Source organism: Brevundimonas sp. TWP2-3-4b1 (assembly GCF_049897665.1).
Classification (GTDB): Bacteria; Pseudomonadota; Alphaproteobacteria; order Caulobacterales; family Caulobacteraceae; genus Brevundimonas; species Brevundimonas subvibrioides_B.
On record NZ_JAFCWQ010000003.1, the window covers coordinates 23253 to 47813 of the forward strand.

Below are 24561 nucleotides of genomic sequence, written 5' to 3' on the forward strand. Positions count from 1 at the left end.
ATTGGCATCAGACTCGAAATCAGACATCCGGCCGCCATGCCCGAAATCGAACGCTTCGAACCGCCGCTTGGGGTGGTTAGCGGACATGAGCCTGGAACCGAACCGGGGGCGGCTCAGCGCCAGACCCGGTCATCCCGTAATCCCCTCTTTGCACCTAGGCACCATTCCACGAAACGGCGCCGCGAGTGCGAATGCGGCGCAGTCCCTCACCGAACGCCCAGGGCCAGCGCGTCCGGCCTGCGCGTGTCGGCGGCACCGAGGAACCGGTCGCCTTCGATCATGATCGACTGGGTGCTGCCCATCGTCATCGAGGGTCGAATCTCATGCCCGCGCGCCTCCAGCAGAGGCTCGATGTCCGGCGAGAATCCGCCCTCCAGTTCCAGTGGGCTGTCGCCCCCGCCCTGGTTCAGCCGCGGACGCATGGCTGCTTCGGCGATATTCAGCTGATGATCTATGACGTTGACGACCAGTTGCACCATCGTCGCGATGATGTAGCTGCCACCCGGCGTCCCTGTGACCAGCCAAGGCTTTTCGTCGTCGAAGACGATCATGGGCGTGATGGTAGATCCCAGCCGCTTGCCCGGAGCAGGTCTGTTGGCGACGGTGTTCTCGTCCGCGCTGCCCCAGGCGAAATTGTCCAGCGAGTTGTTCAGCAGGATGCCCGTCCCTGGCGCGGCGACATGCGCGCCGTAAGAGTTCGACAGAGTGAAGGTGTTGCTGACCGCGTTGCCGTGCGCATCGGCGATCGAATAGTGGGTCGTGTCCTGGCTTTCGTAGGCATAGGGATTGCCCTCCGGGATGGCGTCGGCAGAGAGCGAACTGCCCATCGAGATGAGCTTCACCCGTTCTGCCGCGAACGCCTTGCTGGCCAGGCCTTGCGAGGGAGTGGTCCATTGCGGCTCGCCGCCGATCAGTCGCCGGTCGGACGAGCTGATCTTCATCGCCTCGGAAATCAGATGCAGGCTGTCCACACTGCCCCAGCGAAGCTCGCGCATCGGGAAATGCTCAAGCAGGTTCAGCGTTTCGGCCACACTGACCCCCGACGCCGTCGGCGGCATGAAGGCGATCCGGTGATCCCGATAGGTCGACCAGATCGGCTCCGACACCACCACGCGGAAATCTGCCAGATCCTGCTCCGTCATGATGCCGCCGCCCGCGCGAACACCCTCAATGATGCGATGAGCGAGTTCCCCCCGGTAGAAGCCGTCTGGTCCGTTTGCCTGAACCTGGCGAAGGCTCCAGGCCAGTTGCGGCTGACGGAACAACTCTCCAGCCTGGTAGGGCGTGCCATCGGCCTTCAGGTAGGCTTCGCGGGCACCGGGATCCCGCGCCAGAACCGAGGCCCGTCCCGCCGTTGCGGCGGCCTCCCCATCGGACAGGACAACTCCCTCCTCCGCCATCTCGACCGACGGTGCCAGAACTTCGGCCCAGGACAGTATGCCGAACCGCCTATGCGCTTCCCACATCCCCATAACCGTGCCGGGAACGGAAACATTGCGGAACCCTGACGGCGCGCTGCGATCAAACCTGCCGTTGTCGTCCAGCAGCAGATCCGGCGTCGTCGCCTGCGGCGCCACGCCATAGTAGTTGATCGCAAGGTCTGCTGCGGGACGTTCGTCCGTCGCCGCCATATGGATAAGCATATAGCCGCCGCCGCCGATGTTTCCCGCACGCGGCAGGGCAACAGCTTCCGCGAACCCCACGGCCACGGCCGCATCCACCGCATTGCCGCCGCGCCTCAGGATTTCGACGCCGACCTGGGTGGCCAGAACACTCTGGCTGACCACCATGCCGCCGCGACCGATCGTGGGGCTGTGGATCTGGCCGTAGCTGACGACATCGCCGCCGCTACCCGCTCCGGGACGAACCGGTGCCGCAACCTCCTGAGCGAGGACGTGTCCGGAGAACAACATGGCCGCAGCGGCCAGGATCAGCAGCCTCGATCGTCCGCTCGACATAATGATTCCTGCCACAATTGTTCAAAAAACGGGGCGAGGATTAATCAGCTGAATTTTGAAAGCCACCCTATTTTCGCGCAGTGATACCAGATCCCGGCAAAAAATGCTGTTCGCGGAGTATAGCGCGCCTGAGACAGCGAGATCTTTTTAAAAGCCGACAATTTTCAACCTCCACCATTGACGTGCTGAATGTGGCGGCTTCTAGTCCTCGTCCAGGAGACGCGACGTCCCTCGGTGGTCGTCGTTCCAGAACGGGCGATCGCCCGGATTTTATGATGGCCGCCCGGAGGGAAATCGGGGCGGTCATTTCAAGCCTCAGGATTTAAGTTCATGCGCCTGTCCTTGTCTCGTCGCTCGACCCGGTCGTTCATGCTGGCGACGACCGCCATCATAATGGCGGGCTCGGCGACGCCGGCACTCGCCCAGGAGGCTCCGGAACAGGCAACGGAGGTCGAGGAGGTGATTGTCGTGGGATCGCAGATTCGCGGCGCCAGGGTTACGGCGGCTCTTCCGGTCACGGTCGTGTCCGAAGAACAGATCCTGGCCACGGCCGCGACCTCGGGCGACGACCTGCTCCGATCAATTCCCCAGATGGGCGATGTCACCTTCAATTCATCATTCTTGCCCGCCAGCTCGAACTCGGCGCGCGGTGACACAGGCTCGGTCAATCTTCGCAACCTCGGAATCGGGAATACGCTCGTCCTGCTGAACGGCCGGCGCGTGGTCGGTCACCCGACCTCCCAGGCCAATGAGCAGCTCGTTCCGGTCCTGACCTACAACACCAACGCCATACCAGTCAGCGGCCTCAGGCGCCTGGAGGTCCTCCGTGACGGCGCTGCCGCCATTTATGGCGCGGACGCGGTGGCCGGGGTGATCAACACCGTGCTGCGGGACGACATGAACGGCCTGACCGTCTCCGCCCAGTATGGCGCAGCCGAGGGCACCGGTCTGTCTGAAACCAATCTGAGCCTTTACGGCGGCCGCGACATTGCCGACGGACAGGGCAACATCTCGCTCTTCCTGAACTACGATGACCGGTCTGAACTCAAGACCACCGACCAGGACTACACCGCCTCCCTGGACAGGCGCGCGCTGTTCGCCGGCACCGGTTTCGAGAACGCCGCCACGCTGAACGGCCGCTCGTCGTTGACCGCCTGGGGCCTGTTCCGGCCGACCGGCGCAACGGTCCGTCTGGCCGGCGCCACTTCCAACCTGACCGCCTTCTCCAGGCAACCCGCCAGCTTCACGGGGTGTTCCGCCCCGGCCGCCGACGGCATCTGCGTGAGGTCCGGCACGGTTATCGATCCGCGGCTCTTCAGCGACGCCGCCGCCCAAGGCATTACCGTGGTGCCCGAAGTCAAGCGTCTGAACGCCTTCCTCACCGGCAGGTACAACGTCAGCGACAACGTCGAGGCGTTCGGCGAATTTGGCTACTACCATGCCGAAACCACGGCCTTCCAGGCACCTATCAGCACCTTGTCGTCGGTCGTGGTCACGATCCCCAGGACCAACTTCTACAATCCCTTCGGCGCCACGCTGATCAACGGGGTCGTGAACCCGAACCGGCTGACCGGAATCACGGCGCCTGCGGCGGGCGTCGATCTTCTGCTCAGCGGCTATCGCTTCGAGGACCTCGGTCCGATCGAGGTCAACGTCACCAACGACCAGTACCGACTGCTCGGCGGGCTGCGCGGCGACTGGAACGGATGGAACTGGGAAAGCGCCCTCGTCTATTCGGAAGCGAGCGCCGAAGACATCAGTGACAACGTCTCCAACACAGCCCTCCAGAGGCAGCTCGCCCTTTCAACGGCCGACGCCTACAATCCGTTCAATGGCGGCGACCTGAACAACTTCAGCTTCGGCGACGGAACCCCCAGCAGCACCGCGGCCCTCAACGCCATCCGCGTCAAGATGCGTCGATATTCCGAGACCACCCTGGCCCTCGGGGACTTCAAGGTGTCGCGCCCGGACCTGTTCCGCCTGCCCGGTGGCGATCTTGGCTTTGCCGCCGGCGTCGAGGCCCGTCGTGAAACCCAACTGGACGACCGCGACCAGCGTATCGACGGCACGATCACATACACGGACCCGTCTGGCTCGGTTTACAGCGACCTCGTGAACTCTTCGCTGAGCCCGGACACCACGGGCGAACGCGATGTGTATTCGGCCTATGCCGAGTTCGCCGTGCCAATCGTCTCGCCCGAAATGAACGTTCCCCTGGTGTATCGCCTGGAAGCCCAGATCGCCGGTCGCTTCGAGCACTATTCGGACTTCGGCGACGTCGCCAAGCCCAAGGTCGCCGTGGCCTGGGATATGGTCGACGGCATCCGCTTCCGGGGCTCCTGGGCCCAGGGATTCCGGGCACCCAACCTTGAGCAGATCAACGCCACGATCGTAACGCGTTCCAACTCCAGCACCGACTGGGTCTATTGCGAAGCCTTGATCCGTCGCGGGGCCATGGCCTCGTTTGCGGGATGCGGCGCGTCGCCCACCCTGGTTCCAGGCTTTGCCGACACAGCCTCGATCAACACCGTCCGGGTGCGCCGCCTGGTGGCGGAACAGCGCGCGGGCAACCCGAACCTGAAGCCGGAGGAATCCGAAACCCTGTCTTTCGGCACGGTGATCCAGCCCGATTTTTCACCGGCAGGCATCGGAGACTTCACCTTCACGGCGGACTGGTGGCGGGTCGAACAGACCGGGCTGGTCGGCGTCTTCCGCGGCCAGAATGCGCTGACGTTGGATTATCTGTTGCGCAAGCAGAACCTGACCAACCCCAATGTCGTTCGTGCCGCCCCGACAGCCGATGACATCAGGATCTTCGCCGGAACGGGCCTGACGCCGGCGGGCGAGATCCTTTACGTCAAGGACCTGTACGACAACCTGCAACCCCAGACGGCCGAGGGCTTCGACTTCGGCGCCATGTGGAACCTTCACGGCACGCGCTTGGGGGACTTCAACGTCAATCTGAATGTCTCGCACCTGCTCACCTTCTATCTGGAGCCATCGCCGGGCATCCAGGGGCTTATCGACGCCAAGGCCGAGGGAAAGCTCGATCCGCTGATTTCATTCGCTGGCAGCGCTGGCGACCTGATCCGCAACAACAGCCGCCCGGCATGGAAGTGGTCTCTGTCGGCGACATGGAGCTACGAAAACATCACCGTCGGGGCCTTCACCTCCTATACCGGCAGCGTCGAACAGGACTTCCTGCTCGACCCCTCGAACCAGATCTGGGTCATCGACTCCCTGATCACCGGCAATCTTTACGGCCAGTACGAGTTCGACGAGGGCGGTGCGCTGGACGGCACTGCGGTTCGCGTCGGCGTGCGCAACCTGACCGACGAGCAGCCCCCGCTGGCGTCGGACGGCTATCTGGGCACCGTCTACACCCCCTACAGCCGCTACTGGTATGTGAACCTGCGGAAGTCCTTCTAGGGCGCAGCGAAAGGTGCTGTCAGGCGAACGCTAAAAGGCCTCCGATAATTCTCCTATAAGCCGTTGGCGGAGAAAATATTTCGGGAAGCCGATTTCGTTCAAGCGGCACCGGTTTCCGGCGGACGTGATCCGCCATGCCGTCTGCCTGCACTTCCGCTTTAGCTTCAGCCTCAGCTTTCGCGACGTCGAGGAGCTCATGGCTCAGCGTGGGATCGCCGTCAGCTACGAGACGATCCGGTGCTGGACGATCAAAGTCGGACCGCTGATCGCGAGTCGGTTGAAGCGCCATCGGCCGGTTCCGTCGCCGCGCGGGCACCTGGATGAGATGGTCTGTTCGTTCGGCGGAAAGCGGATGGATCTGTGGCGAGCGGTCGACGATGAAGGCGAGGTCCTCGACGTCCTGGTCCAGCGCAGGCGGGATACGGACGCGGCGATGAAACTGCTCAAGCGGCTATTGCACAACCAGCCGGTCGAACCCCAGACGATCACGACCGACGGCCTGGCCTCATACGGCGCAGCTCTGGAACAGCTCGAGCTGAGGCCCTGCACCGTCCGGGTCGGCTTAGTGAGAACAATCGGGCAGAGAACTCACACCTGCCGGTCCGACGACAAGAACGGCAGCAGCAGCGATTCAAATCCCAAGCCTCAGCCCAGAGATTCCTCACCACCCACGCGGCGATCTACAACACCTTCAACATTCAACGGCATCTGATCAGCAGACCCACACTTTGTCGCTTCCGTGCCGATGCTGATGCCGCATGGGCGGCTGCGGTTGCCTGAAGGGCGGCGGGGCAGGGGGCTTTCGGCTTGGCCAAGTTAACCTGTCAACGCCGCCGCAGCAGACGATGGAGTCGCGGGGCAATAATGATTCAAGAACGCGTCATGGGTCGGCAGGTTCTGCACCAGATAGGCTATTGAGCGCTCGATCTCGCCGATCTCTTTAACAACGCCCGGTCCGGCAAAGGATTCGGCCAACGGATTGCACTTTTCGGCATCATACCTTGGCCGGTGCTGTCAGTCTAACGCTAACTTGTCTCCACTTAGGGCGGCCTAAACCGCTGACGGGGATGCTGTTTCGTGAAGTCGATTTCGTTCAAGCGCCACCGATTTCCGGCCGACATCATCCGCCATGCCGTCTGGCTGTACTTTCGTTTCAGCCTCAGTTTTCGTGACGTCGAGGAGCTCCTGGCGCAACGCGGGATCGACGTCAGCTATGAGACGATCCGCTGCTGGACGATCAAGTTCGGCCCTTTGATCGCGAGGCGGCTGAAGCGCCGTCGGCCAGTTCCATCGCCTCGCTGGCACCTTGATGAGATGGTCTGTTCGATCGGCGGAAAGCGGATGTATCTGTGGCGGGCTGTCGATGACGAAGGCGAGGTTCTCGACCTCTTGGTCCAGCGCCGGCGGGATACGGAGGCGGCGCTGAGGCTTCTCCGACGCCTGTTACACAACCAGCCGGTCGAGCCGAAGACGATCACGACGGACGGCCTGGCCTCATACGGCGCGGCTCTGGATCAGCTGGATCTGAGGCATCTGCACCGGCCGGGTCGGCTTCGGGAGAACAATCGGGCGGAGAACTCCCACCTCCCGATCCGACGACGAGAACGGCAGCAGCAGCGGTTCAAATCCCAGGCCTCAGCCCAGAAATTCCTCACCACCCACGCGGCGATCTACAACACCTTCAACATCCAGCGTCATCTGATCAGCAGACCAACCCTTCGGCGATTCCGCGCCGAGGCGGCGACCGCTTGGGCGGCGGCGGTTGACTGAATCGAGGCGGGGAGGGCGCTTTTCGACTTGGAGCAGTTAACCTGTCAGCCCCTGAAAGCGGGAAAGGACGGCCGTCCGGGTAGCTATGATGGATCACATCATGAAGCGGGCGTCCGGTCGTCTCGGCAAAGGCATGGCCCGTGAGCTTTTCGGCTGCCTTGTTCATGAACGTGCACTGTTGACTCTCATCCATGACGAAGACGGACATTGTGGTGTTGTCCAGGATCGCATCAAGCCGACGAGCAAGCGCGCGGGTTTCTTGCTCCAGGCGACGGTGCGTGGTGATGTCCTGAATCGCTGCATAAAAGACGCAATCGCCCTCCTCTTCGAAGAGTTGAAGCTGGACGGCCACATTGTAGTCGGTGCCGTCCTTGCGGCGATGAATCGTCTCAAAGTCCAGACGTTCGATCTCTCCCGAAAAAAGCGGTCGGACCATGGACAGGAAATCGTCCCTGTCTATCTCTGGTTTCAAGTCCCAAGGCGTCAACGCGGAGAGTTCAGCGCTGGTGTAGCCAAGATTTTCCCGCGCGCCTCTGTTGACAAGCAGAAACGTGAAATCGCTGGCCGAGAAAATATAGACTTCGCTTGTCGCCTCTTCGACGATCCGTCCCAGACGCTCGCTGGTGACGCCGATGTTATAAGTCATATTCTGACGTTCCGCAGGCTAGGCTATGCACACTTTCCAATACGTAGATAACCGATGGCCCGGCGGCAATATGGTCATGGCTCCGGCTTAAATGGGCCGATCACGGCTGGCCCCGGCACTTTTTCACAGTCTTCGTCGCAAGCGGACACCGCATCATGGCGACGGCTGCAGGGCAGAGAGCGATTTCCCGCTCGCGAAGCCACACCCTTTTTGACATGCCGGGCGCAGCGCTGCGAGTCCCGGACCGTAGGCGATCAGTCAGCCGTGTGCGCGAAAGTTTGGCTGCTGTGCGCCGCCTCGTTCCCGCTCTCCGGCGCGAGAGGGCTTTCGTCCGGAATGACAAAAGGAGGCCAGGCGTCGGTTCGTTGGAAGCCTATCCAAACTCGACCAGTACATCGTCCGCCGCGACCGGGTCGCCGGCCTTGGCCCCGACGGCCTTCACCACCCCGTCGCGTTCGGCCTTGAGGATGTTCTGCATCTTCATCGCCTCGATGACGGCGACGGTTTCGCCGGCCTTGACCTCCTGGCCGACCGTCACGGCGATGGAGACGACGAGGCCGGGCATGGGGGACTGGATCAGCTTGGAGGTGTCGGCGGCCTGTTTCTCGGGCAGGCGGGCGAAGAGCTCGGCCATGCGCGGGGTGAGAACGCGGACGCGGGCCCTGGCGGCGCCGGTGCGGATCTGGAAGCCGTCGGCGATGCGGGCGACCTCGGCGGTATAGGGCGCGTCGTCGAGAACGGCGCGGAACTGGGCCAGGCCGGGACGCCAGTCGATGTCGGACAGGTGCAGGGCGCGGTCTTCTCCCGCGAGGTCGAGCGTCAGGGCCTCTTCCTCGTCATAGCCGAGGGTGACGCCGTGCGCGTCGCGGTCGATGAGGATGATCCAGTCTGTGCGGTCGGATGGGTCGCCGGACTGTTCGCTGATGATCTCGTTCATCGCGGCGGCCGTGGCGATCAGGATGTCGACCCGGCGGCGGTCGGGAGCGGCGCCCTTGAAGCCGTCGGGGAACTCGTCCTTGATGTAGGAGGTCGAGAGCTGGCCCGACTTGAAGCGGTCCTGGTCCATGACGGCGGCCAGGAACGGCACATTGTGGCCGACGCCCTGCAGGTGGGTGTCCTCCAGGGCCCGGGCCATGCCCTCGACGGCGCCCAGGCGGGTTGGGGCCCAGGTGTTCAGCTTGGCGATCATGGGATCGTAGAAGATGGAGATCTCGTCGCCCTCGCGGACGCCGGAATCGTTGCGGACCGTATAGGTCCCGATGGGGCTGTCGTGCTCGCCTTCCTCGGGCTGGTCGTAGCGGACCAGGCGGCCGATGGAGGGGAGGAAGCCGCGATAGGGGTCCTCGGCGTAGATGCGGCTCTCGATGGCCCAGCCGTTGATCTTCAGGTCGTCCTGACCGAAGGCCATGGTCTCTCCGGCGGCGGAGCGGATCATCTGTTCGACCAGGTCGACGCCGGTGATCAGTTCGGTGACCGGGTGCTCGACCTGGAGCCGGGTGTTCATCTCCAGGAAGAAGAAGCTGCGGTCCTGACCGGCGACGAACTCGACCGTGCCGGCCGAGTCGTAGTTCACGGCGCGGGCCAGGGCGATCGCCTGCTCGGACATGGCCTTGCGGGTCGCGTCGTCGAGCAGGGGGGAGGGGGCCTCCTCGATGACCTTCTGGTTGCGACGCTGGATCGAGCACTCGCGGTCGAACAGGGAGACGATGTTGCCGTGCTTGTCGCCCAGGACCTGGATCTCGATGTGGCGCGGGTCGATGATGAACTTTTCCAGGAAAACGCGGTCGTCGCCGAAGGCGGTCAGGGCCTCGGCCTTCACGGCGGAGAAGCCCTCGGCCATGTCTGCGTCGGAGTGGGCGACGCGGATGCCCTTGCCGCCGCCGCCGGCCGAGGCCTTGATCATGACCGGATAGCCGATCTCGTTGGCGATCTGGACGGCATGGTCGTCGGACTCGATCAGCCCCATGTAGCCGGGGACGGTCGAGACGCCGGCGGCGTGCGCGAATTTTTTCGACGTGATCTTGTCGCCCATGGCCTCGATGGCGTGGGGGTTGGGACCGATGAAGGTGATGCCCTCGGCCTCCAGCCGACGGGCGAAGACGGGGTTCTCGCTGAGGAAGCCGAAGCCAGGGTGGACGGCCTCGGCGCCCGAGCGGCGCACGGCCTCGACGATCTTGTCCTGGACCAGATAGGACTCGGCGGCGGGCGAGGGGCCGATGTGGATGGCCTCGTCGGCCATCTCGACGGCCATGGAGCCGGCGTCGGCGTCGGAGTGGACCACGACGGTCCGGATGCCCATACGGCGAGCGGTCTTGATGATCCGGACGGCGATCTCGCCCCGGTTCGCGATCAGGATCTTGGAAAACATGAAGCGGTTCGTAGGCGGGCGCTGCGGGCGTGTAAACGGCGGTATACCGGCTCGCCCGTCTGGCGAACCGCCACAAGGCTGCCGTTCTGGGTTGGCAAGGTCGGGGTGGATCGGCTTTAACTCGCGGCCGAACCATTCGCATCCCCGGCCTGGAGTTCGTTCATGACCCGCTTTCTGACCGCCGTTTCGGCGGCCGCCTTCCTGCTTGTCGCGGGGACCGCCACCGCGCAGGATTTCCGCGCCCTGGCCCGGACCGACCTGCAGGCCGCGCATGACGCGCTGCGCGACAACCACCCCGCCGCCGTCGTTCCCGGCGCGCCGGGCGACACCTTCCGCAGCTGGCTGGACGCCGGCCTGACGGACGCCAACGGCCGGATCGGCCAGGTCAACTCGGGCGACGCCCACGCCTATCTGCTGCGCTACTACGCCGCCGGCTTCCGTGATTCGAACATCGCCATCACCCCGTCGTTCGAAGGCATGGGCCCCTATTTCGGCATCAACTGGCCCGGGATCGCGACCGGCTGGCGCAATGGCCAGTATGTGGTGACCTATGTGAAGCCGGGCACGCGCAACGCGCCGCGCCTCGGCGAGATCGTCGTCAGCTGCAATCTGACCCCCATCGAAGAATACGCCCGCGGCAAGCTCGACAAGTGGGAAGGCAACCTCGACACCGAGGCGGGCCGTGTCACCTCGGCGCCCTATCTGCTGTGGAACCGCAACAACCCGTTCGCCGCCGGCACGCCCTCGACCTGCGAGTTCAAGCGCGACGCCCGCGCACGGCCCCGCGCCGTCGAACTGCGCCCCGTGCCGCTGGTCGCCGGCGACCTCGAGGCCGCCTATCGCGCCACCGTCTATATGCCGGGCGCGACCCCGCTGAACGTCGAGACGGTCAACAGCCGTCCGTGGGTGCATGTCCATTCGTTCGCCGACAGCGCGGGCTGGGACGCCTTCAACGCGCTGGTCGAGGGCCAGGCGGGGGCCCTGCGGGCTCCGGCCGGCTTCGTGCTGGACCTGCGCGCCGCCTCGGGCGCCTCGGCCTACACCTCGACCGCGCGCGGCTACGGCCTGGCCAACCGGATCTGGACGCCGGAGTTCACCGTCAGCCGCCAGCCGGCCGCCGGCGCCATCACCTATCGCGCCACCCCGGGCAACCGCACCTGGTACGCCGACACCCTGGGTCGGATGCAGGCCGACCCGCGCTTCGTTCAGGAAGCCGGTCCAGTGATCGTCCAGACGCAGGAAATCGTCGCGGCCTTCGACGCGGCCATCGCGGCCGGTCAGCAGACCTTCACCCTGCCGGGACGCGCCGCCGTCGCCGACACGGGAGCCGCCAACCCCGTTCAGGGTCCGGTGGTCGTCCTGGTCGACGCGGGCTGCTCGGGCGGCTGCCTCGATACGCTGGACCTGCTGTCCAAGCTTCCGAACGTACGCATCGCCGGTTCGACCACGGCGACCGACACCATCTTCATCGAGCCGACCCAGGCCCGCCTGCCGTCGAACTATTCGGACCTGAGCTACGGCCACAAGGCCTGGACCAGCCGCGAACGCCCGAACGGCGCGCCCTTCACCCCGGCGCAGGGTCTGGTCTACGTCGGCAACCCGGCGGACGAGAACGCCGTGCGGACCTGGGTGGGGACGCTGTTCGGGGGTTGAGGCATTTTGGTGCGCTAACGCGGGCGACGCGGTCGCCCGCTGCTTGAGCGCAGTCTGAGTGAGATGGGGCCGGGCGGGGGACACCTCGTCCGGCCTCTTTCGTTTGGGGCGGGCGCTCATGCAGCATGGCCTGCGACGGTGAGCGGTCGTCGTAGATGTGAACCTTTAGCGAATGCGGCGCGCTTTACGTCTGCTTAGGGTCGGGAGCGGCCAAAGGCATCGGACCCAAACGAGACGTTGGGATTATCGCCACAAGCCAGACGCGCTGAAGAGCTGTTCGGGGTGCGAAGCGGACCTTGGCTTAAGCGGGTCGTGTGGCTTGGCCGAAGGCGATGAGATTGCCGTCGGGAGCAACAACGAGCAGTTCGCGCTGACCGTAAGGCTTGTCCATCGGCCCGTGCACGTCCTCGAGAGGCAAGACGTCCAGCTTCGATTTCAGATCGGCGTAAAGTGCATCCACGTCCCGGCAGTCGAAATAGCAGGCGAAGCGGCGGGTCCCCGGCTGGAACGGGTTGCCAGGACCGGCCTCCATCATCCTCAAGCCAGCACGGTCACGACTGACATAGGCGTAATCGCCCGTGCGGAAGTCTAATCCGACGCCGAGCACATCCACCATGAAGTCGAGTGCCGTCGCCAGATCGGGCACCAGCATGAAGGGCGTGACCTGAGTGATGTTCGCCATGGCTAGATCTCGCTGGATGAGCCGGAACAGTCCTGCAAACTGTGAACGGCTGCAACGGGTCGGAAGCGGTCTTCAGGACGGCTGTATGAGCGGTCCTTTGCCGCAGTGAAAGAGACCGGGCGGACGGCGCGTTCGCGTGGGGCGGCGGTCGATCAGCCGGGATCAACACCAGGAGCTTGTCCCGGTCGCATCGAAGTCCGGCGACCAGGTCGATGGCGGTTGAGCCACGGACGAAAACGGCGGCCCCCTCTCGGGAGCCGCCGCAGCAGAAAGCGTGAGTGGGAGAAGAGGAACCTTGTTCCTCGCCGCCGTCCTTCAAGCTTTAGTCTTCGTCTTCGACTTCGAAGCCGTCACCTTCGCAGAGGTCGACGCCCATGACTTCTTCGGTGTCGCCATCTTCGTAGGTGGCCTGGACGTCCTGGACGCAGTCGTCGCCGACGTCGAACGTCACTTCGACGCCTTCGCCCGGGGCGATTTCTTCGTCGAGCAGGTTGTCGCCGAAATCATCGGAAGACTCGCCCGAGATGGCCAGGCCGACGATGGCCACTTCGCCGTCGTTGGTTACGGTCATCGTGGCCTGCGCCATGGCGCTGGTGCCGAACATGAGAACAACGGCCGAAGCCGCCAAGAAAAGGTTGGTCTTCATAAGTGCAGTCCCCCAAGGCCGACGGGATGCCGGCGCAGTTAGAAAAAGCGACGTCGAACAAATTCGTCACGTCGGACCATAGCGGCTTGCAGCCATGCCAGTAAATGACGAGTCCTGACGTGCCCCGTCTCAGTGACCACGATCCAAAAATCGGTCGAAGCCAAGCTACTTGTTCCGCAATCCGACGTTTTCCAGGTGGGCCGGAGCAGGTCTGACGGATGTGGGTTCGGGGGCGGAAGCGGACAGCAACACTGTCCTGATAGCGGCCTCTCAGATCCTTGATGCGAGGTGGACATCACGGCTCTTGGAACCGTGCCTCCGCACCACCACTTCCCGTCCATGACCGAAACCACCGAAGCCCGCCCGAACCTGTCCGCTGCCGGATACGACCTGACGCCGCCCTCGGAGGGCCAGCGCGTGGCGCTGGAGGCGGATCTGAACGCGGAGGAGAAGCGGGTTCTGCTGTCGCACGGCACCGAGGCGCCGTTCTGCGGCGTGCTGCTGGGCGAGAAGCGGGCCGGCGTGTTCGTCTGTCGCGAGTGCGGCCTGCCGCTGTTCAGGGCGACGACCAAGTTCGAGAGCGGAACCGGATGGCCCAGCTTTACCCAGCCGGTCAGCGACGACCACGTGACGGCCATCGAGGACCGGGCCTATGGCATGGTGCGCGTCGAGACGACCTGCGCCCGCTGCGGCAGCCACCAGGGCCATGTGTTCCCCGACGGCCCGCCGCCGACCGGCCTGCGCTACTGCATCAACTCCGTGGCCCTGTCGTTCGTGGAGGAGGGCCGGCCTCTGCCCGACCCGCTGGGGCGCGGCGACGGGGTGGCGTGATCGCCTCAATCAAGACGGGGCTGAAACTTCCCCATCACGATCCGGCCTCAATCCGGGTTAGGATGATGCCCAGTCCGGAGTCCCGCCCATGCTGATCGCCCTCGCCCTGGCCGCCATTCTCGCTCCCGAGGATCCTGACGGCGTGGTGACCACGGCTCCGCGCGGAGCGGGCGCGGTGATGGTGGGGGCCGAGGCGCCGACCACCGACGCCCGGCCCGAGGCGGCCCAGGTGGTCGCCGTGGCCCCTCACAATCTGACCACGCGCGACCAGATCGACCGCTGGGTCGCCGCCCGTGCGCCCGAATCGGAGCCGTTCGCTGTGGCCTCGGGCCCGCAGGACGATCGCAAGATGCACGGCTTCGTCAGCGGCTCGATCGGGACGAACGACTATTCCTCCGTGTCGGTCGGCGTATCCCTGCCGATCGGCGAGAACGGCCGGCTGGACCTTGCCTACAGCCAGACGAAGAACGGCTATGGCTATCCGGGTTACGGCTACGGCGCCTACGGCTATCCGGGCGAGTACGGCTATGGCTATGGCTCGCGGAGCCGGCCCTATGGCGTCTATGATTCGCTCTACGACGCGCAGGGCCGGTCGCGGTCGATGTCGATCGGCTTCAGCTGGGATGAGGACAAGGGGCGGCGCGATCGGGCGCCCGCTCTGACCGCCGAGGACTGAGAGCCCTCCGCCGCGCGCACGGCGCGGACTGAAAACCAAAAAGGCCCGGTCTCGCGACCGGGCCTTATCGTTTCGGAATGGTGCCGCCGGGGGGAATCGAACCCACGACCTCAGCCTTACCAAGGATGCGCTCTACCACTGAGCTACGGCGGCCTGTTCCGAGGAAGCGGCCGTATAGCCACTCCACTGCCGGGGGGGAAGCCCATTTTCCCTTGCCCCGAAACTTTTCCCGAGGCTGAGTGAAGTCATGACCAAGCCGCCCCAGTCCTCGACGCCGACGTCCGCCGATGCGACGCCGCCCGCGCTCCGGACGCCGGCAGAGATCGAACGGGCCGAACGCACGGTGCGGCTCGCCAGGGCGCTGCGGGACAATCTGAGGCGTCGCAAGCCAGTTGAGCCGAAGCGTGACAGGCCGGAGAACTAGGGTGGTTTCCCTCTCACGGCGGGAGAGGGATTGAGCGCCTGGGAGCCGAAGGCGATCAGACTTGCGCGAAAGGGTGAGGGGTTGGCACCAACCGGTGAGGGCAAACCCTCACCCTTTCGGCTTTGCGCCTCGCTGCGCTCTGCGAGCCTCAAGCCCTCTCCCGCCGGGAGAGGGGGCGCGTTCCCCGGAGAAGGGTCACGGTTGGTGACAGGCCCTTTCGCGACACGGGGCGACCGCGCTAGATAGCCGGCTCGCCGGGCCCTCCTTTTCCCTGCGGACGTTCAGGGACGACATGGACAGCATCACGGTTCACGGCAACGGCCCGCTTCACGGCTCGATTCCGGTCAGCGGCGCCAAGAACTCGGCCATCAAACTGATGGCGGCGTCGATCCTGACCGATCAGACGCTGCTGCTGACAAACATGCCGCGGCTGGCGGACACGAAATTCCTCGGCCGGCTGTTGCAGCAGTTCGGCATTGCGGTGACCGAGAACGGCCACGGCGCGGATCAGGAGACCCTGTTCGACGCCGGGGAAATCACGTCGAGCTTCGCGCCCTACGATCTGGTTCGCCAGATGCGGGCGTCGTTCAACGTCCTGGGCCCGCTGCTGGCGCGCACGGGGCATGCCAAGGTGTCCCTGCCGGGCGGCTGCACCATAGGGGCGCGGCCGGTCGACCTGCATATCGACGCCCTGACCCGTCTGGGGGCGCTGATCGAGCTGGAGGAGGGCTATGTCTCCGCCACGGCGCCTCGGGGGCTGATCGGGGCCGAGATCGAGTTTCCGTTCGTCTCGGTGGGCGCGACCGAACACACATTGATGGCCGCGACCCTGGCGCGGGGCACGACGGTGCTGAAGCGGGCCGCGCGGGAGCCGGAGATCGGCGACCTGGCCCGCTGTCTGGTGATGATGGGCGCGAAGATCGAGGGGATCGACACCGATACCCTGACGATCGAGGGCGTGACCTCTCTCAACGGCGGCGAATGGTCGGTGATTCCCGACCGGATCGAGATGGGCTCCTACGCCTGCGCCGCCGCCATGGCGGGGGGCGAGGTGCGGCTGACGCGCAGTCGGCCGGAGTTGATCACGGCCCTGACCGACCGGATGGTCGAGGCGGGCGTCGAGATCATCCCGACCGAGGACGGGGTCATCGTGAAGCGCGATCCGTCGCAACGCCTGAAGGCCGTCAATGTGGCGACCGAGGTCTATCCGGGCTTCGCCACCGACCTGCAGGCCCAGTTCATGGCCCTGATGACCACGGCCGACGGGGTCAGCGTCATCCACGAGAACATCTTCGAGAACCGTTTCATGCACGCGCCGGAGCTGATGCGTCTGGGCGCTGAAATTTCGGTCCACGCGGGCGAGGCGCATGTCACGGGCGTCGAGAAACTGAAGGGCGCGCCGGTCATGGCGACGGACCTGAGAGCCTCTGTCAGTCTGGTCATCGCGGGTCTGGTCGCGGAAGGTGAAACCAATATCGGCCGGGTCTATCATCTGGATCGCGGGTTCGAGCGTTTGGAAGAGAAGCTCGGCGCATGCGGGGCGGACATCCGGCGGGTCAAGGGCCCGCCCGTGGAAGGACCGGGCGATGATCACTGAGGCCCTCGAACGGGACGCGCAGGAGGCGATCCGCACCCCGAGCGGCGGCGCCAATGAGCCCCTGCGGCTGCTGGCCGAGGACGGCGAGGACCTTGCGATCATTTCGGCGGCGTTGCAGGACGCGATCCTCAGGCCGGCCGACATCGTCTGGGAAAAGGGCGCACGGCGGCTGACGATCGAGCTGAGCCGGTTCTGCTGGGAGTGCGGCGGGACGCGGGTGCGCGCCGCCATGCAGTTCGGCGACGTGCTGGCGGTCAAAAGCCGGGGCCTGCCGAGGCTGCCCGACGCGCCGCTGGAACTGTTGGCGATCCACTTCTTCGAGGGTGAGGCGCCAAGCGGTCGGGCCATATTGATGTTCGCCGGCGGCGGGGACCTGAGGGTCGACGTCGAATGCCTGGACGCGGTGGTGACCGACCTGTCGGAACGCTGGCCCGCCAGGATGGCGCCGACCCACCTGGACGCGCCCTCGGACGGGATGGAGTCGTGAACGATCACCGGCTGGCCTCCGTCGATCTGGACGAGGCGACCCTGCCGTCGGCCACGGCGGAGATCGAGCACGAGCGCCGCGTCGCCATCTTCGACCTGATCGAAAAGAACTCGTTCGAGCCCGAAGGGGCGGAAGGCGGACCCTATGGCCTGAAGCTGTCGCTGCAGGACAACCGGCTGGTCTTCGACATCACCGGGGTGGATTACACGCGGACCTATGCCCTGAGCCTGACGCCGCTGAAGAGCGTGCTGAAGGACTATCTGATGATCTGCGACAGCTATTACGAGGCGCTGCGCGGGTCATCGGCCAGCCAGATCGAGGCCGTCGACATGGGCCGGCGGGGGTTGCACAACGAAGGCGCCGAACTGCTGAAAGCCCGGCTGGACGGCAAGGTCCAGATCGACCACGAGACGGCGCGACGGCTGTTTACGCTGGTGTGCGCGTTGTATCGGCGGGGTTGAACTCGACTAGCCGCCGGTTTTGGTGCATTAGCGCCGACTTCTTACGGCTCGCGCTTTCGTCCGGCGCGGGCCTTGATTCGTATTCAAGGGCGCGAGAGGCCGCATGGCTAAGGAAGAACTGCTCGAGTTTCCCGGTACGGTCAGCGAACTGCTGCCGAACGCCACGTTCCGCGTGACGCTCGAGAACGATCACGAAATCATCGCCCATACCGCCGGCAAGATGCGCAAGAACCGCATCCGCGTGCTGGCCGGGGACAAGGTCCTGGTCGAGATGACGCCCTATGACCTGACCAAGGGCCGTATCACCTACCGCTTCAAGTAAGGGCAGGGGTGAGCCCCAGGCCTGAGTTGGTGCTGGCCTCGGCCAGCCCGCGCCGCATCGAACTGCTGGCGCTGATCGGGATCACCCCCGATCGCATCGATCCCGCCGACATCGACGAGACGCCGCTGAAGGACGAAACGCCTTCGCGGTTGGCCGTACGTCTGGCCCGGACGAAGGCGCAGGCCGTCGCCGCGCGGTCGCCGGACGCCGTGGTGCTGGCCGCCGACACGGTGGTGGCCGTGGGGCGCCGGCTGCTGGAGAAGCCGGCCGATGCGGCGGAGGCCGAAAAATTCCTGCGCCTGCTGTCGGGACGGAATCATCGCGTGTTCACCGGCGTGGCGGTCTCGGTCGGGGAGCGGGTGACCCATCGGGTCGTGGATACCCGCGTCGCCATCAAGCGGCTGTCGGACGCCGAGATCGCGGACTACGTCGCCGGGGGCGACTGGAAGGGCAAGGCCGGGGGCTATGGCATCCAGGGGCCGGCGGCCGCCTTCGTGCTGAAGATCATCGGCAGCCATCCCGCGGTGATGGGCCTGCCCCTGCCGGAGACGGTCAACCTGCTGGCGGGCGCCGGCTGGCGCAGATGAGCGAGGTCGAGACCTTTCTGGACGACACGCCGGGCGAGGTCCGGGGCGTCGTGGCGCGGGACGGCCGGTTCGAACGCCTGATCATCCAGCGGGAAGACGATCCGCCTCAGCATCGGCTGGGCGCGCGCAGCGTCGGGCGGGTAATCGAGGCCGATGCCGCCTTCCGCGCCGCCTTCATCGACCTGGGCTGCGAAGGCCCGTCCGGGTTCCTGCCGCTCGGCAAGGGCGAGAGCTTGCGAGCGGGCGAGATCGTCGAGGTCGAGGTCACGGCGGAACGGCGCGAGGCCAAGGGGCCGGCGCTGAAGCGGCTCGGCGCGGGGGAGGGGAAACCCCGGCTGGTCGCGCCCGGACCAGATGTCATCGAGCGGCTGCGCTACGCTGCCACCGGGGTCGAACCGATTCGGGGCGTGGCGGCGATCCAGGCTAGTTGGGACGCCGAGGAAGAGGCCCTGGGGTCGGGGGATGTCTTCGCCGAATGGGCGCTGGACCTGGCGGTGCAGCGGACGCGGGCGCTGATCGCCGTGGACATAGACTATGCGCGTCTGCCGGGACGGGATGCGCGCAAGGGTCTGGCGCAGGCCAATCGGCAGGGTCTGAACCAGGCGGCGCGGATGATCCGGCTGAGCGGCTGGGGCGGGCTGGTCGCCGTCGATCTGGTGGGAACGACGCTGGATCCCGCGCAGGTCACGGAGATGGCGAAGACGGCCTTCGCCGGCGACGACGCGACCGTGGGGCCCCTGAGCCGGTTCGGCCTGCTGCAACTGACCCTGCCGTGGCGGACGCGGCCGGTGGAAGAGATATTGAACGAGCCAGCCGGACGACGGTCGCTGGCGACGCGGGCCATCGACGTCGTCCGGCGCCTGAGGCACGGCATGCTTTGCGACACCGCGACGCCGCGCTTCACCGCCCGATGTGCGCCGGACGAGGCGGCGGCCGCTGCGCCACTCGTCGCGCGCCTTGGGCCTCGGGCGACTCTGAGGGCGGACCCCTCGGTCCCGCCCGGGCGTTTCGTGGTCGAGGAGGACTGACCCAATGGCGACCTGTCCGATCTGCCGCAAGAATCCGGCCGCCGAGGCCTACCGGCCCTTCTGTTCGAAGCGCTGCGCCGACGTGGACCTGCAGCGCTGGCTGGTGGGGTCCTATGTCCTGCCTGACACGGACGAGGGCGTCCCCGACGCCGATCCTGAAAACGAAGACTGATCTCCGCTCGATCCTGCTCTGGACACCCCGTTTCGGCTCGCCTATAGACCCGCCTCTCGCGTTTTGACGCGTGGCCTGGATAGCTCAGCTGGTAGAGCAATGGATTGAAAATCCATGTGTCGGTGGTTCGAACCCGCCTCCAGGCACCATCCTTCCCAAGCGGAAGAGCCGACCATTCCCAAAGGTAAGGCTTCGATGCCGTTTCGGCACGGCGGGGTCGATTAACCTAACGCCGAAATGCAGCAGTGGTAAGACATTGCGGGGATTCGGCCCGGGGGCTCGCCCGCGGGGCGAAAAGCACCTCTGAAGCCTTGACGCTCTGTTATCGGTTCGCCAAAGGAGCTTGACCGCTTTCTTTGCGTGAGCGGCCGAACGCCCGCCGGGCCTCGTGCTCCAAGGCTTCGACCAACCCGTCGATGGTGCTCTCGAGCAACCGGATGCGACAGAAGGCGTTCCGCAGTTGGCCATCCGGCCGATCGGCGGGACACAACCGATTTCATAGAGGGCGGAGCGCCCCTGACGCGCTCCGATCCTGGGTTCCACGAGTCAGACCAAAAAAGCAGGAACTGGCGACACATGATTAAGACCAACACCCTTCTCGCCCTGGCCGGCGCCGCCGTCCTGATGGCGGGCTCGCCGGCTCTGGCGCAAGCCCCGGCAGCCCCTGACGCGACTGCGGCTCCTGCCGCCGCTGCTGCCGCTCCGGCCGCCGCCACCCCGGCTCCGGCCGCTCCCGTCGCTGAAGCCGATCCGGAATCGGTCGGCGACGCCGTCTCGGGCGGACACGGCGGCGACATCACGCCGATCTCCATGTTCATGGAAGCCGGCATCGTCGTTAAGATCGTCATGATCGGCCTGCTGCTGGCCTCGATCTTCTCCTGGACCCTGCTGCTCATCAAGCTGATCGAGTTCGGCGGTCTGAATCGCAAGACCGACCAGTTCCTGGAAGCCTTCCGCGGCGCCCGCACCATCGCTGACATGCGTCGGGTCGCCACCGCCGACGAGTTCGACGGCAACCCGCTGGCCGACATGGCCGCCGCGGCCACCGAAGAAATCGAACTGTCCCGTCAGGCGGGTCTGAATGTCCACGGCGACCACAGCGATTCGGCTCTGCTGCGCGCTCAACAAGCCGTCGCCGCCGTTCAGGCCGGCCTCGCCGCCCGCCTCTCGGGCGGTCAGCAGTTCCTCGCCTCGACCGGCTCGACCGGCCCGTTCGTGGGTCTGTTCGGCACCGTCTACGGCATCATGAACTCGTTCATCGGCATCGCCCAGTCGAACACGACCAACCTGGCCGTCGTCGCCCCGGGTATCGCCGAGGCCCTGCTCGCCACCGGTATCGGCCTGTTCGCCGCTATCCCGGCCGTTATCTTCTATAACTACTTCAACACCCGCATCTCGGCGTACGGCACTCGCTCGGACGGCTTCAACGCCGAACTGGTCAACGCCATCTCGCGTCAACTCGACAAGGGAGCGTAAGACGGATGGCCGCCAAACTTTCAGGCGGCGGCGGCGGCAAGTATAACGTCGAGCAGCAGAGCGACATCAACGTCACGCCATTCGTTGATATCATGCTGGTTCTCCTCATCATCTTCATGGTGGCGGCGCCTCTCGCCACCGTGTCGGTCGAGGTGAAGCTGCCGACGGCCGTGGCCCCGCCGCAGGAGAATCCTCCCAAGCCGGTGTTCATCTCCATCCAGAACGATGGCGACGTCTTCATCGGCGACGGACGCAGCAGCCCCGAACAGCTTGGGGATGATCTGCGGCGCCTGATCCGCACGCGTAACCCGGAAGAAGAACGTATCTTCATCCGTGGCGACCAGCAGACCCGATACGGCGACTTCATGCAGGTCATGAACGCCCTGCAGGACAACGGCTTCTACAGCGTCGCCCTGGTCGGCGAAGACAACTCGACGCCGCCGGGAGGTTGACGATGACAGACACACCCGTTGAGTATCATCGCAGTCGCTATGACGCCCCTCGCAAGAAGGGTTTCATGGGGGTCTCCCCCGGGGTTTGGCTGATCGCCTTGTCGACCGTTACGGTCCTCTTCGCGATCATGATCTTCTACTTGCAGAAGACCAAGTTCGAGCTGCGCATCCAGGAGTATTCGGACGACGCCGTGGACGTCGAGATCGTCGAACCGATCCCGCCGCCCCCGCCGCCCCCGCCGCCTCCGCCTCCGCCGGACACCCCGCCGCCGCCCAAGCTGCAGGTCCGTCCGCCGGTGATCAACACCCTGGCGCCTCCGCCGCCGATCACGCTTCCGATCGAGCCGACGAAGAAGGAAGACCGGGTCGAGTATCGGGGTCCGCCCGTGATCGTTCCCGGCCCTCCGCCGCCGCCGGCCCCGCCGGCTCCGGTTCGGCCGCCGGTGATCACCAACCCGAGCTGGGCCTCGCAGCCCCGCCCGACCTATCCGGATCGTGCTCTCGAGCGCGGTCTGTCGGGCAGCGCCGATCTGAGCTGCACCGTCAACCCGAACGGCAGCGTCTCCGGATGCTCGATCGTCTCGGAAACGCCGTCGGGCGCCGGCTTCGGTCGCGCTGCCCTGGCTGCGGCCCGCAGTGCCCGTCTGTCGCCCCGTTCGGTCGATGGCGTGGCCACCGGGGGTACGGTTCGCTTCACCGTCAGGTTCAACCTGCCGGACTAGAACATGGCCCGGAAACGGACCAGGGAATACGCCCCGAGGGAAACCTCGGGGCGTTTTTCGTTGCCGGATAGGCTGGAGGCGCCGAAGCGGTCTTGATCGTCGTCTCCCGCGACGCTAGACACGCGCCTCGCGTCGCCCCTCCCACGGTCCGATCTTCGATCGGCCGACATTTGGGGGGGGCGCTGCGCCGCCTTAGCTCAGTTGGTTAGAGCGCCGGTTTGTGGAACCGGAGGTCCTCAGTTCAAGCCTGAGAGGCGGTACCATCCTTCGCCGGGGTGCACGGGGAAGAGTGAGGCTGAACCTTTCCTGGAAGATCAGGCCACGGCCGGTTCCGGCTCGCCCTGGCCCAAGGGCGAGGCCGTCACGTCGGCGCGCTGGCGCAGGGTCTCGATCGGCCCTTCCAGCTTCGCCAAGGCCTTGACCGCAGCCGCATGGCCGGCCGCGACCACGGGGTCGTAAACCTTCCAGTCGCGGATGTCGGAGCCGTCGGGTTCAGGCAGGATCAACAGGTCCGTGTCGGCCCGCGAACTCTCCATGTCGGCGTCCGTGGTGATGGTCGCCGAGCGCATGAGCACCGAGACGATCGGCGGGCCCTTCTTCCAGGCTCCGGAGACGATCCAGCGCCACCAGGACGGCGGATTGGCCAGGGTCGCGGGATCGACGCCGCGCGTCTGGGACATGTCGACGCCGATGATCGGGCCCGCATTCATCTGGCGCATGACGTCGGTGGGGAAGTTCTTGATCACGGCGCCGTCGACCAGCACCTGGCCGTCGATGACGACCGGCGGCATGACGCCGGGAATGGAGATGGAGGCGCGCATGGCCCGGCGCAGCAGGCCCCGACGGTGCACCTCGATCCGGCCGCTCGTCAGGTTCGACGAGACGGCGAAGAAGGGCAGGGGCATGTCGGCGATGTCGATCTCGCCATAGGCGTCCTGAAGCAGGCGGGCGACCTTGCCGGCGCGGGTCATGGCGATGATCGGGAAGGCGAGGTCCGACAGGGGATCGGAGCGGACAAAGGCGGTCCGGATGCGGGCGTCCAGCTCCTCGTCAGTCCAGCCCAGGGCGGGGCCGGCGGCGATGACGGCGCCCATGGACGAACCGCCCAGGAAGTCGAACCGCACCCCTGCTTCATGCAGGGCGCGCACGGCGCCGATATGGGCATAGGCGCGGGCGCCGCCGCCGGACAGGACGAGACCCACGGCCCGGCCGGTGACGATCCGGGCGATACGGGCGGCGTCCGCCGCGTCGCCCTCGATCGCGTGGAACCAGCGGCCGGGATTGATGGCGTCCAGCCAGACGGCTGTGTTGGCCGGGCGGCGCATGCGCGGGTCGCGCAGCAGGATCAGGTCGGTGAACTGCTGCAGGCCGTGGGCGGTGCGGATCGGGATGTTGGCCGGCGGTGCGGTCAGGGCGTCTCCGATGAGGAACAGCCGGTCGACCTGGCGCGCGCAGAGATTGGCCCAGGACGGCTCATCCAGTTCGGCGACGTAGAGAACGAAGTCGTGGCTGTCCTCCATGCGCGAGAACCATTCGGAGACCGAGGACAGGGCCGAGTGGTCGATGACCTGGCAGGTGTGGCCCTGGGCCTCGACGGCGGCGGCGACGCGGTCGACGAAGGGGCGGATGGGGCGGCCACGCACCGAGATGAATCCGAAGACACTGGGTTCGGTGACGCCCGGCGCGCGCTCGCGGGCCCGGTGCAGCATCAGCCGCGACAGCTCGATCATGACGTCGGGCTGGGTGCGGACGGCCTCGAAGAAGACCTCGCGCGGGAGGGCCAGGATCTCGGAATCGCGCAGGGCGACGACGCTGGCCGAATGCGGCGTGCCGGCGATCAGGGCCATTTCACCGACCGGCTCCCCGGGCTTGATGACGCCGAGAAACTGGGGCGGCTGATCCTCGTTTTTGCGGAAGACGCCGAGGCGGCCGGAGCGAACCAGATAGAGGCTGTCTGGCTCGTCTCCGGCCGAGAACAGCAGTTCTCCGCCGGTCAGGGCGAACCAGCTGGCCCTGGTGTTCTGGTCCTCGAAAACCCGCGCCAGCGCCGCTTCGAGATTGTCGTTGCGGGAAGGGCTCATGCGGGTGTCGTCGCCGTGGCTGGCGGCCGGTCAACGCCCGGCCGGCTGACCTGGATTAACGGCGGATTGGGGGGAGGGGCAAGGGGCGACCTG

23 protein-coding genes, 3 tRNA genes and 1 pseudogene are annotated in these 24561 nt (G+C 65.8%); 19 read left to right on the plus strand and 8 right to left on the minus strand.

Annotated features, from left to right (window positions below; genetic code table 11):
• Window positions 1-206: 206 nt before the first annotated feature.
• Window positions 207-1958 (minus strand): gamma-glutamyltransferase, encoded by a 1752-nt coding sequence (gene ggt / locus ACP7A5_RS03585; protein WP_426040627.1) that lies wholly within the window; start codon window positions 1956-1958, stop codon window positions 207-209.
• A 330-nt stretch (window positions 1959-2288) separates the two neighbouring features.
• On the opposite strand from ggt, the gene ACP7A5_RS03590 reads away from it, so the two are divergent.
• Both ACP7A5_RS03590 and ACP7A5_RS03595 read left to right on the plus strand, forming a co-directional pair.
• Window positions 2289-5387, plus strand: a complete 3099-nt coding sequence (locus ACP7A5_RS03590; protein ID WP_426040628.1) for a TonB-dependent receptor plug domain-containing protein — start codon at window positions 2289-2291, stop codon at window positions 5385-5387.
• Between the two features lie 145 nt (window positions 5388-5532).
• A pseudogene (locus ACP7A5_RS03595) lies at window positions 5533-6167 on the plus strand (IS6 family transposase).
• A gap of 36 nt (window positions 6168-6203) precedes the next feature.
• Here the strand turns inward: ACP7A5_RS03595 and ACP7A5_RS03600 are convergent.
• Window positions 6204-6362 (minus strand): hypothetical protein, encoded by a 159-nt coding sequence (locus tag ACP7A5_RS03600; protein ID WP_426040629.1) that lies wholly within the window; start codon window positions 6360-6362, stop codon window positions 6204-6206.
• A 102-nt stretch (window positions 6363-6464) separates the two neighbouring features.
• On the opposite strand from ACP7A5_RS03600, the gene ACP7A5_RS03605 reads away from it, so the two are divergent.
• Window positions 6465-7157 (plus strand): IS6 family transposase, encoded by a 693-nt coding sequence (locus ACP7A5_RS03605; protein WP_426040630.1) that lies wholly within the window; start codon window positions 6465-6467, stop codon window positions 7155-7157.
• Here the strand turns inward: ACP7A5_RS03605 and ACP7A5_RS03610 are convergent.
• Window positions 7090-7803, minus strand: a complete 714-nt coding sequence (locus ACP7A5_RS03610) for a PAS domain-containing protein (protein WP_426040631.1) — start codon at window positions 7801-7803, stop codon at window positions 7090-7092. The two genes, ACP7A5_RS03605 and ACP7A5_RS03610, sit on opposite strands and share 68 nt — an antisense overlap.
• Window positions 7804-8176: 373 nt before the next feature.
• Entirely contained in the window at window positions 8177-10171 is a 1995-nt protein-coding gene (locus ACP7A5_RS03615; protein WP_426040632.1) for a biotin carboxylase N-terminal domain-containing protein, read from the minus strand.
• 162 nt (window positions 10172-10333) lie between these two features.
• Between ACP7A5_RS03615 and ACP7A5_RS03620 the strand changes: the two genes are divergently transcribed.
• Window positions 10334-11824, plus strand: a complete 1491-nt coding sequence (locus ACP7A5_RS03620) for a hypothetical protein (RefSeq protein ID WP_426040633.1) — start codon at window positions 10334-10336, stop codon at window positions 11822-11824.
• A 301-nt stretch (window positions 11825-12125) separates the two neighbouring features.
• Here the strand turns inward: ACP7A5_RS03620 and ACP7A5_RS03625 are convergent, their stop codons facing one another.
• A complete protein-coding gene (locus ACP7A5_RS03625) occupies window positions 12126-12506 on the minus strand; it encodes a bleomycin resistance protein (protein ID WP_426040634.1) in 381 nt (126 codons plus the stop codon).
• 322 nt (window positions 12507-12828) lie between these two features.
• Window positions 12829-13152, minus strand: a complete 324-nt coding sequence (locus ACP7A5_RS03630; protein ID WP_426040635.1) for a hypothetical protein — start codon at window positions 13150-13152, stop codon at window positions 12829-12831.
• 339 nt (window positions 13153-13491) lie between these two features.
• On the opposite strand from ACP7A5_RS03630, the gene msrB reads away from it, so the two are divergent.
• Both msrB and ACP7A5_RS03640 read left to right on the plus strand, forming a co-directional pair.
• Window positions 13492-13983 carry a peptide-methionine (R)-S-oxide reductase MsrB gene (gene msrB, locus ACP7A5_RS03635; RefSeq protein ID WP_426040636.1) on the plus strand — a complete coding sequence of 164 codons (492 nt, stop codon included), beginning with the start codon at window positions 13492-13494 and terminating at the stop codon, window positions 13981-13983.
• 88 nt (window positions 13984-14071) lie between these two features.
• Window positions 14072-14659 carry a hypothetical protein gene (locus ACP7A5_RS03640; protein WP_426040637.1) on the plus strand — a complete coding sequence of 196 codons (588 nt, stop codon included), beginning with the start codon at window positions 14072-14074 and terminating at the stop codon, window positions 14657-14659.
• 78 nt (window positions 14660-14737) lie between these two features.
• Here ACP7A5_RS03640 and ACP7A5_RS03645 read toward each other — a convergent pair.
• A tRNA-Thr gene (locus tag ACP7A5_RS03645) sits at window positions 14738-14812 on the minus strand.
• A gap of 94 nt (window positions 14813-14906) precedes the next feature.
• Here ACP7A5_RS03645 and ACP7A5_RS03650 point away from each other — a divergent pair.
• The 13 genes from ACP7A5_RS03650 to ACP7A5_RS03710 all read left to right on the plus strand — a co-directional run bounded on the left by ACP7A5_RS03650 (window position 14907) and on the right by ACP7A5_RS03710 (window position 22650).
• Window positions 14907-15083 (plus strand): hypothetical protein, encoded by a 177-nt coding sequence (locus ACP7A5_RS03650; protein ID WP_426040638.1) that lies wholly within the window; start codon window positions 14907-14909, stop codon window positions 15081-15083.
• Window positions 15084-15375: 292 nt separating this feature from the next.
• Window positions 15376-16680: a UDP-N-acetylglucosamine 1-carboxyvinyltransferase gene (murA, locus tag ACP7A5_RS03655; RefSeq protein ID WP_426040639.1), complete on the plus strand. Its 1305-nt coding sequence runs from the start codon at window positions 15376-15378 to the stop codon at window positions 16678-16680.
• A complete protein-coding gene (locus ACP7A5_RS03660) occupies window positions 16670-17167 on the plus strand; it encodes a DUF2948 family protein (RefSeq protein WP_426040640.1) in 498 nt (165 codons plus the stop codon). The genes murA and ACP7A5_RS03660 overlap by 11 nt, the downstream gene beginning before the upstream one ends.
• Window positions 17164-17628, plus strand: coding sequence for a UPF0262 family protein (locus tag ACP7A5_RS03665; RefSeq protein WP_426040641.1), 465 nt, complete (start codon window positions 17164-17166; stop codon window positions 17626-17628). The genes ACP7A5_RS03660 and ACP7A5_RS03665 overlap by 4 nt, the downstream gene beginning before the upstream one ends.
• A gap of 103 nt (window positions 17629-17731) precedes the next feature.
• Complete coding sequence (gene infA, locus ACP7A5_RS03670; RefSeq protein ID WP_008261544.1) at window positions 17732-17950, plus strand: translation initiation factor IF-1; 219 nt, start codon at window positions 17732-17734, stop codon at window positions 17948-17950.
• 8 nt (window positions 17951-17958) lie between these two features.
• The gene (locus ACP7A5_RS03675) at window positions 17959-18537 is read left to right on the plus strand and encodes a Maf family protein (protein WP_426040642.1); all 579 of its coding nucleotides are present in this window, start codon (window positions 17959-17961) and stop codon (window positions 18535-18537) included.
• Window positions 18534-19565: a ribonuclease E/G gene (locus tag ACP7A5_RS03680; RefSeq protein WP_426040643.1), complete on the plus strand. Its 1032-nt coding sequence runs from the start codon at window positions 18534-18536 to the stop codon at window positions 19563-19565. The genes ACP7A5_RS03675 and ACP7A5_RS03680 overlap by 4 nt, the downstream gene beginning before the upstream one ends.
• Before the next feature lie 4 nt (window positions 19566-19569).
• Window positions 19570-19737, plus strand: a complete 168-nt coding sequence (locus ACP7A5_RS03685) for a DNA gyrase inhibitor YacG (RefSeq protein WP_426040644.1) — start codon at window positions 19570-19572, stop codon at window positions 19735-19737.
• Between the two features lie 73 nt (window positions 19738-19810).
• Window positions 19811-19886, plus strand: a tRNA-Phe gene (locus ACP7A5_RS03690).
• Window positions 19887-20313: 427 nt separating this feature from the next.
• Window positions 20314-21213 (plus strand): tonB-system energizer ExbB, encoded by a 900-nt coding sequence (gene exbB / locus ACP7A5_RS03695; protein ID WP_426034939.1) that lies wholly within the window; start codon window positions 20314-20316, stop codon window positions 21211-21213.
• A gap of 5 nt (window positions 21214-21218) precedes the next feature.
• Window positions 21219-21665 (plus strand): biopolymer transporter ExbD, encoded by a 447-nt coding sequence (locus ACP7A5_RS03700; RefSeq protein WP_426034941.1) that lies wholly within the window; start codon window positions 21219-21221, stop codon window positions 21663-21665.
• A 2-nt stretch (window positions 21666-21667) separates the two neighbouring features.
• Window positions 21668-22387 carry a TonB family protein gene (locus tag ACP7A5_RS03705; protein ID WP_426040645.1) on the plus strand — a complete coding sequence of 240 codons (720 nt, stop codon included), beginning with the start codon at window positions 21668-21670 and terminating at the stop codon, window positions 22385-22387.
• Window positions 22388-22573: 186 nt separating this feature from the next.
• Window positions 22574-22650 (plus strand) — tRNA-His (locus ACP7A5_RS03710).
• A gap of 51 nt (window positions 22651-22701) precedes the next feature.
• On the opposite strand, the gene ACP7A5_RS03715 is transcribed toward ACP7A5_RS03710, so the two are convergent.
• Window positions 22702-24468, minus strand: coding sequence for a patatin-like phospholipase family protein (locus ACP7A5_RS03715; protein WP_426040646.1), 1767 nt, complete (start codon window positions 24466-24468; stop codon window positions 22702-22704).
• Window positions 24469-24561: the final 93 nt, after the last annotated feature.

What these genes read in the sequence shown, in the direction of transcription:
- murA (WP_426040639.1), top strand. Translation starts at nt 15,376, where the DNA reads ATGGACAGCATCACGGTTCACGGCAACGGCCCGCTTCACGGCTCGATT.
- ggt (WP_426040627.1), bottom strand. Translation starts at nt 1,958, where the DNA reads ATGTCGAGCGGACGATCGAGGCTGCTGATCCTGGCCGCTGCGGCCATG.
- ACP7A5_RS03680 (WP_426040643.1), top strand. Translation starts at nt 18,534, where the DNA reads ATGAGCGAGGTCGAGACCTTTCTGGACGACACGCCGGGCGAGGTCCGG.
- ACP7A5_RS03590 (WP_426040628.1), top strand. Translation starts at nt 2,289, where the DNA reads ATGCGCCTGTCCTTGTCTCGTCGCTCGACCCGGTCGTTCATGCTGGCG.
- ACP7A5_RS03615 (WP_426040632.1), bottom strand. Translation starts at nt 10,171, where the DNA reads ATGTTTTCCAAGATCCTGATCGCGAACCGGGGCGAGATCGCCGTCCGG.
- ACP7A5_RS03650 (WP_426040638.1), top strand. Translation starts at nt 14,907, where the DNA reads ATGACCAAGCCGCCCCAGTCCTCGACGCCGACGTCCGCCGATGCGACG.
- infA (WP_008261544.1), top strand. Translation starts at nt 17,732, where the DNA reads ATGGCTAAGGAAGAACTGCTCGAGTTTCCCGGTACGGTCAGCGAACTG.
- ACP7A5_RS03700 (WP_426034941.1), top strand. Translation starts at nt 21,219, where the DNA reads ATGGCCGCCAAACTTTCAGGCGGCGGCGGCGGCAAGTATAACGTCGAG.
- ACP7A5_RS03610 (WP_426040631.1), bottom strand. Translation starts at nt 7,803, where the DNA reads ATGACTTATAACATCGGCGTCACCAGCGAGCGTCTGGGACGGATCGTC.
- ACP7A5_RS03685 (WP_426040644.1), top strand. Translation starts at nt 19,570, where the DNA reads ATGGCGACCTGTCCGATCTGCCGCAAGAATCCGGCCGCCGAGGCCTAC.
- ACP7A5_RS03640 (WP_426040637.1), top strand. Translation starts at nt 14,072, where the DNA reads ATGCTGATCGCCCTCGCCCTGGCCGCCATTCTCGCTCCCGAGGATCCT.
- ACP7A5_RS03705 (WP_426040645.1), top strand. Translation starts at nt 21,668, where the DNA reads ATGACAGACACACCCGTTGAGTATCATCGCAGTCGCTATGACGCCCCT.
- ACP7A5_RS03625 (WP_426040634.1), bottom strand. Translation starts at nt 12,506, where the DNA reads ATGGCGAACATCACTCAGGTCACGCCCTTCATGCTGGTGCCCGATCTG.
- ACP7A5_RS03620 (WP_426040633.1), top strand. Translation starts at nt 10,334, where the DNA reads ATGACCCGCTTTCTGACCGCCGTTTCGGCGGCCGCCTTCCTGCTTGTC.
- ACP7A5_RS03715 (WP_426040646.1), bottom strand. Translation starts at nt 24,468, where the DNA reads ATGAGCCCTTCCCGCAACGACAATCTCGAAGCGGCGCTGGCGCGGGTT.
- exbB (WP_426034939.1), top strand. Translation starts at nt 20,314, where the DNA reads ATGATTAAGACCAACACCCTTCTCGCCCTGGCCGGCGCCGCCGTCCTG.
- ACP7A5_RS03660 (WP_426040640.1), top strand. Translation starts at nt 16,670, where the DNA reads ATGATCACTGAGGCCCTCGAACGGGACGCGCAGGAGGCGATCCGCACC.
- msrB (WP_426040636.1), top strand. Translation starts at nt 13,492, where the DNA reads ATGACCGAAACCACCGAAGCCCGCCCGAACCTGTCCGCTGCCGGATAC.
- ACP7A5_RS03630 (WP_426040635.1), bottom strand. Translation starts at nt 13,152, where the DNA reads ATGAAGACCAACCTTTTCTTGGCGGCTTCGGCCGTTGTTCTCATGTTC.